The 5829-nt window shown below is 57.4% G+C and carries 1 protein-coding gene and 1 CRISPR repeat array; the gene reads left to right on the top strand.

All coding sequences use genetic code 11. From position 1 onward, the window contains the following. Nucleotides 1-64: 64 nt before the first annotated feature. A CRISPR array of direct repeats spans nt 65-4057; the repeat unit is 37 nt; unit sequence GTTTCAAACCCCTTCAAAGCGGGGCTTTTTTTGTGTC. A 195-nt stretch (nt 4058-4252) separates the two neighbouring features. Continuing rightward, on the top strand, nt 4253-5829 hold a 1577-nt coding region (locus EKD05_RS24965), incomplete at its 3' end, for a transposase (protein ID WP_165360971.1).

Below are 5829 nucleotides of genomic sequence, written 5' to 3'. Positions count from 1 at the left end.
GCGCGGCCCCCCCCTGTTGGCGACCCCGTTTGGCCTTTGCTCGGCAGATGGCAGCCCCTATTCTGCACCACTCTCCTTCAAAGCGGGGCTTTTTTTGTGTCATCGCCACCCTGATCGTCTCCGGCCTCGGCATCCGGTTTCAAACCCCTTCAAAGCGGGGCTTTTTTTGTGTCATGTAAGACGGAGGTCTTATGGAAATTGAACCAGGAGTTTCAAACCCCTTCAAAGCGGGGCTTTTTTTGTGTCACATAAAGCACCATAACCACAAAAGAAAAGCCGCTTGTTTCAAACCCCTTCAAAGCGGGGCTTTTTTTGTGTCGTCCTTGGAGGACGATATTCCAAGGGCAATTAGGCCGGGTTTCAAACCCCTTCAAAGCGGGGCTTTTTTTGTGTCAAGTCCGAGGCGAGAGACAAAGCCAAGGAAGTCCGAGTTTCAAACCCCTTCAAAGCGGGGCTTTTTTTGTGTCTATCGAGAGAATGCCTGCACCCTCCCAGGACTATTGGTTTCAAACCCCTTCAAAGCGGGGCTTTTTTTGTGTCGCATACTTTTTCGATTGTCCTCCCGGGGAGGTTTATGTTTCAAACCCCTTCAAAGCGGGGCTTTTTTTGTGTCGGCGACGATGTGTCGTTCCTGCTCGGTTTACAGAAGGTTTCAAACCCCTTCAAAGCGGGGCTTTTTTTGTGTCTATCCTGCGCGAGTGGCAGGAGACCGAGTCCAAGTTTCAAACCCCTTCAAAGCGGGGCTTTTTTTGTGTCGCGTCCGCAGATCGGCAGCAAGGACCGGACCTCGTCGTTTCAAACCCCTTCAAAGCGGGGCTTTTTTTGTGTCAAATGGGGGAGGGCCGCTGCGAATAATCGCAGCGCGTTTCAAACCCCTTCAAAGCGGGGCTTTTTTTGTGTCACGGCGACCTCTGCGAGGAGACGCCTGAGACGCCGGTGATCGAGTTTCAAACCCCTTCAAAGCGGGGCTTTTTTTGTGTCCACCTGGAGGTGTAACATGCGCAACATCCTGCGCGTTTCAAACCCCTTCAAAGCGGGGCTTTTTTTGTGTCCGGCTACGGCCTGTACGGCACCTGGGGCAGCTTCCTGTTTCAAACCCCTTCAAAGCGGGGCTTTTTTTGTGTCGTGGCCTGGCACCGCTGTCATCGACGGCGAGCTGGTGTTTCAAACCCCTTCAAAGCGGGGCTTTTTTTGTGTCAGCGCCCTGATGTTGGCCCCGGCAGCGAAGGCCGAGTTTCAAACCCCTTCAAAGCGGGGCTTTTTTTGTGTCGACAGCGGTGCCAGGCCACTCCAGCTCGCCATTCGGGGTTTCAAACCCCTTCAAAGCGGGGCTTTTTTTGTGTCCTGGAGTGGCCTGTCTCGATCACCGGCGTCTCAGGGGTTTCAAACCCCTTCAAAGCGGGGCTTTTTTTGTGTCAATCGCTGCAAGGGCCACGGCCGGTTCGGGTAAAAATTGTTTCAAACCCCTTCAAAGCGGGGCTTTTTTTGTGTCTATCGCTTTAACCATGTTCAGGGCCGACGTTGTGTGGTTAGTTTCAAACCCCTTCAAAGCGGGGCTTTTTTTGTGTCACGCGGCCGCCCAGACCACCGCCGCCGCATTCACCACGTTTCAAACCCCTTCAAAGCGGGGCTTTTTTTGTGTCGCCATTGCTCACATTCTCAGGAACGCTACCGAGGAGGTTTCAAACCCCTTCAAAGCGGGGCTTTTTTTGTGTCTGATGCAGAACTCCGGAGGCCAGATCAAGCTTCTCGTTTCAAACCCCTTCAAAGCGGGGCTTTTTTTGTGTCGCCGAGTGCCAGCATCGATGGCCCATCCCTGGTTAATGTTTCAAACCCCTTCAAAGCGGGGCTTTTTTTGTGTCAAGATCGACTTTGTTCGCACGCTGATGCTCCATATCGTTTCAAACCCCTTCAAAGCGGGGCTTTTTTTGTGTCAATCTTCGGGGTCCTCAGGGTCGTACATGTTCAGAAGCGTTTCAAACCCCTTCAAAGCGGGGCTTTTTTTGTGTCAACAAGGCCGATCGTGGCAGGGTCAAGGCGCAACAGGTTTCAAACCCCTTCAAAGCGGGGCTTTTTTTGTGTCAACCATCACCGCCCCCACCGCCGCCGCCGCCGCAACGTTTCAAACCCCTTCAAAGCGGGGCTTTTTTTGTGTCCCGAGCAGCTGACACTCCCCCAAACCCCGCACTCCAGTTTCAAACCCCTTCAAAGCGGGGCTTTTTTTGTGTCCACAAATGTTGAGGCGCCCCCGAGTGGGGCGCCTCGTTTCAAACCCCTTCAAAGCGGGGCTTTTTTTGTGTCAAGGCCGGCGACGTCGTTCGGATCATACTGATCGGGTTTCAAACCCCTTCAAAGCGGGGCTTTTTTTGTGTCGTAACGACCTCTGGATCGAGGAGGGGAATACTCCCGTTTCAAACCCCTTCAAAGCGGGGCTTTTTTTGTGTCCCGGGCAGCTATGAAGCTATACGGCAAGGTGTCGATGTTTCAAACCCCTTCAAAGCGGGGCTTTTTTTGTGTCGCCCTTTGCAGACCTTGCCGCTGGCACCGGAAGATGGTTTCAAACCCCTTCAAAGCGGGGCTTTTTTTGTGTCCGGGAATGATTATCGCGGCCGCAGGGTTCTTAAGCTTGTTTCAAACCCCTTCAAAGCGGGGCTTTTTTTGTGTCAAGTGCGAGTGACGTGGGACTGCACGCCGCCGACGAGTTTCAAACCCCTTCAAAGCGGGGCTTTTTTTGTGTCAATAGGGCTACTCTCCTCTGCCGTACCCAATGCGCGTTTCAAACCCCTTCAAAGCGGGGCTTTTTTTGTGTCGGGCCATGACCATCGCCGAGGCCGCCTGGAAGCTGATGTTTCAAACCCCTTCAAAGCGGGGCTTTTTTTGTGTCATGCCCTCGGCATCGGCAGTTAGGAAGAGCCCGCCCCGTTTCAAACCCCTTCAAAGCGGGGCTTTTTTTGTGTCCTGTAGTGGTGTCACTGTTCATCGTCTGCAAAGACTAGTTTCAAACCCCTTCAAAGCGGGGCTTTTTTTGTGTCCTCCAGCAGAAGCGCCCAGTCCCAGCAGGAGATCGTGTTTCAAACCCCTTCAAAGCGGGGCTTTTTTTGTGTCGTGGGACGTGGACGTGCCGTGCGACGAGCCGACGCGTTTCAAACCCCTTCAAAGCGGGGCTTTTTTTGTGTCCTGAATCGTTTTCTTTTGTAAAAGGGAGCCCCCCATGTTTCAAACCCCTTCAAAGCGGGGCTTTTTTTGTGTCTCATTCTGGGGATTCTGTGGGTGGTGTTTTCGACCGTGTTTCAAACCCCTTCAAAGCGGGGCTTTTTTTGTGTCGCGCTGTGGTCACGCTGACCCAGATCGCCTCACCCGGTTTCAAACCCCTTCAAAGCGGGGCTTTTTTTGTGTCAAGTCCAGCCGAAGAGCAGGGGAGAGTTAATCATGCGTGTTTCAAACCCCTTCAAAGCGGGGCTTTTTTTGTGTCGTGGCGCTAGACCACCGTAATTGCCGACCCAAGGGTCGTTTCAAACCCCTTCAAAGCGGGGCTTTTTTTGTGTCCATCACGGGAGAGCTTCGGCTCGCCACCAGGTCCAATGTTTCAAACCCCTTCAAAGCGGGGCTTTTTTTGTGTCTGCTGGTTTTTGTTCCAGTATGAGGTGGACGCGGATGTTTCAAACCCCTTCAAAGCGGGGCTTTTTTTGTGTCACTCGACAACGACAAGGCGCAGTACGAGGCCCGCATGTTTCAAACCCCTTCAAAGCGGGGCTTTTTTTGTGTCGCCAATATCACAGGAGCCAGTAATTGGTCTGATATAGTTTCAAACCCCTTCAAAGCGGGGCTTTTTTTGTGTCCCGAGCAGCGGCTACTCGACAACGACAAGGCGCAGTGTTTCAAACCCCTTCAAAGCGGGGCTTTTTTTGTGTCCCGAGCCGTCCTGTGAGGACGGCAAGGTTACCGTTCGTTTCAAACCCCTTCAAAGCGGGGCTTTTTTTGTGTCCTCGTATTTCACGCAACAAGAATACCGCAAAGTTTGTTTCAAACCCCTTCAAGAGACTGGTGCAGAATACCGGCAACTTTTCGGGGTGCGAAGGATCACCACGGTGAGGGCTTGAAAAACCGCCTTTTTGTGGCATGATGACTGTAGTGTAAAAACCGCATCAAACACACAAAAAAGACGGTTATGCTCCCTATTCTACCACCAATCCTCCGTGCTGGCACGCCCGATTTGCCCGCCGTGCCGCGCTGGCTCCAAGCCGGGATCATCATGTTCCTTGGCCCGATCCTGGTCTGGGCCGAGACGACCATCCTCCGGCGGATCTTTACGACGACGGTGCGCGACCATCCCCTGGTGCGCATCGGCCTGGCCTATGATCCGGCGGCGGTGGTCGCGGCCTGTGCCGCCTATCGCCATCCCGAGGGCGCACCCGGGGCGCCGCCGACCTTTACGCTGGAGCAGTTGGTGCGCGCCGAGATCGTCCGCACGTGGGCGGGGGGCTGTTCCGACCGCGAGCTGGCCTGGCATCTCGCCAGCAACCTCGTCGTGCGCTGGTTTGTCGGGCTGTCCCTCTTTGCCCCGCAGCTTCCCGACCATACCACGCTCGCCCGCTTTCACGGCTGGATGCGCCAGCATGCCTCCGACGCCCTTTTTCGCGATGTGCTCGCCTTCCTTGACCGCGTCGACCCGGAAGATGCCGCCACCACGCCCCAGATCGTGGACACCTTTGCCATGCAGAGTCCGGTCGCGCCCAGTGTCAGTGCCGCCGCGTTGCTCCGCCACCTGACCCTCCGCCTCCTGCTGCTGCTGCGGCAGCGCGGCCCGGCCACCCTCACCGCCGCGCTGGAGGCGCTCGACCTGACGCCTTTCACGCAGAAGCCGAAACCCGCTCGCAGTGCCGCCGCCCGCCACGCCCGCCTCCAGACCACCGTGGCCCTGGTCGCCCGCGTCGTGACGACCGTGACGGCCCAGCTGGACACGCTCGACCCAGTGGTTCACCCGCTCGTGCTGGCCTTCCTCGCCGATCTCGCCAAGGTGCAAGCGGATGAACTGACCACCGATGATGCCGGCGTCGTGACCGAACGCCCCGCCAAGGAACGGGGGGCGCGCCGCATCGCCAGCGCCGTTGACCGCGAGGCCACCTTCCGCAAACACGACGGGAGTCCCGCCGTGCTCGGCAGCAATGCGATCATCAGCACCACGCGCACCCGTATCTGCGCCTGCGTGATCGTGACCGGCTGCACGCCCGATAGCGTCGCGCCCGCCGCCGTGCTCGAACAACAGCAGGAGGCCGGGGCACCGCTGCCGGAGATCATCGTGATGGATGGGGCCGCCGGTTGGGGCAAGACCCGCGCCGAGGTCCACACCCGCAGTGACGGCCAGACCAGCCTCGTTGCCCCCATTCCGCAGAGCGGCGGCAGCGACCCCGCCCGCTTCAGCGTCGCGGACTTTCAGGTGGATTTCGCCCGCATGACGTGTACCTGTCCGGGCGGCAAGGTCAGCACCACCGCCTACGCGTCGGGCAACGCCGATGGCATCCACTTCCGGTTTCGGGCACCCGACTGCGCGGGCTGCGCGAAGCACGGGCAGTGTCGTGACCCCAAGGCCAAACCCGACAGCCACCGCACCGTCTTCGTCTCGGAGTACCACCATCACATGCGTGAGGCCCGGCGCGTCAACCAGAGCGACGAAGGCAAAGCCTTGCTGCACGACCGCTGGCGCGTGGAACCGACCATCGCCTGGCTCACGCGCTACCAGGGTTGCCGCCGCGCCCGCTGCATCGGGTTGGCCGCCGCGCAGTTTGAACTCTTCCAGGCCTGCGCGGTGCGCAACCTGCTCAGTTGGCT

This window comes from Candidatus Chloroploca sp. Khr17, from assembly GCF_004138165.1.
GTDB lineage: Bacteria > Chloroflexota > Chloroflexia > Chloroflexales > Chloroflexaceae > Chloroploca.
Note: the sequence above shows the minus strand (reverse complement) of the source record. Positions and strands in the feature narration are given on the sequence as shown.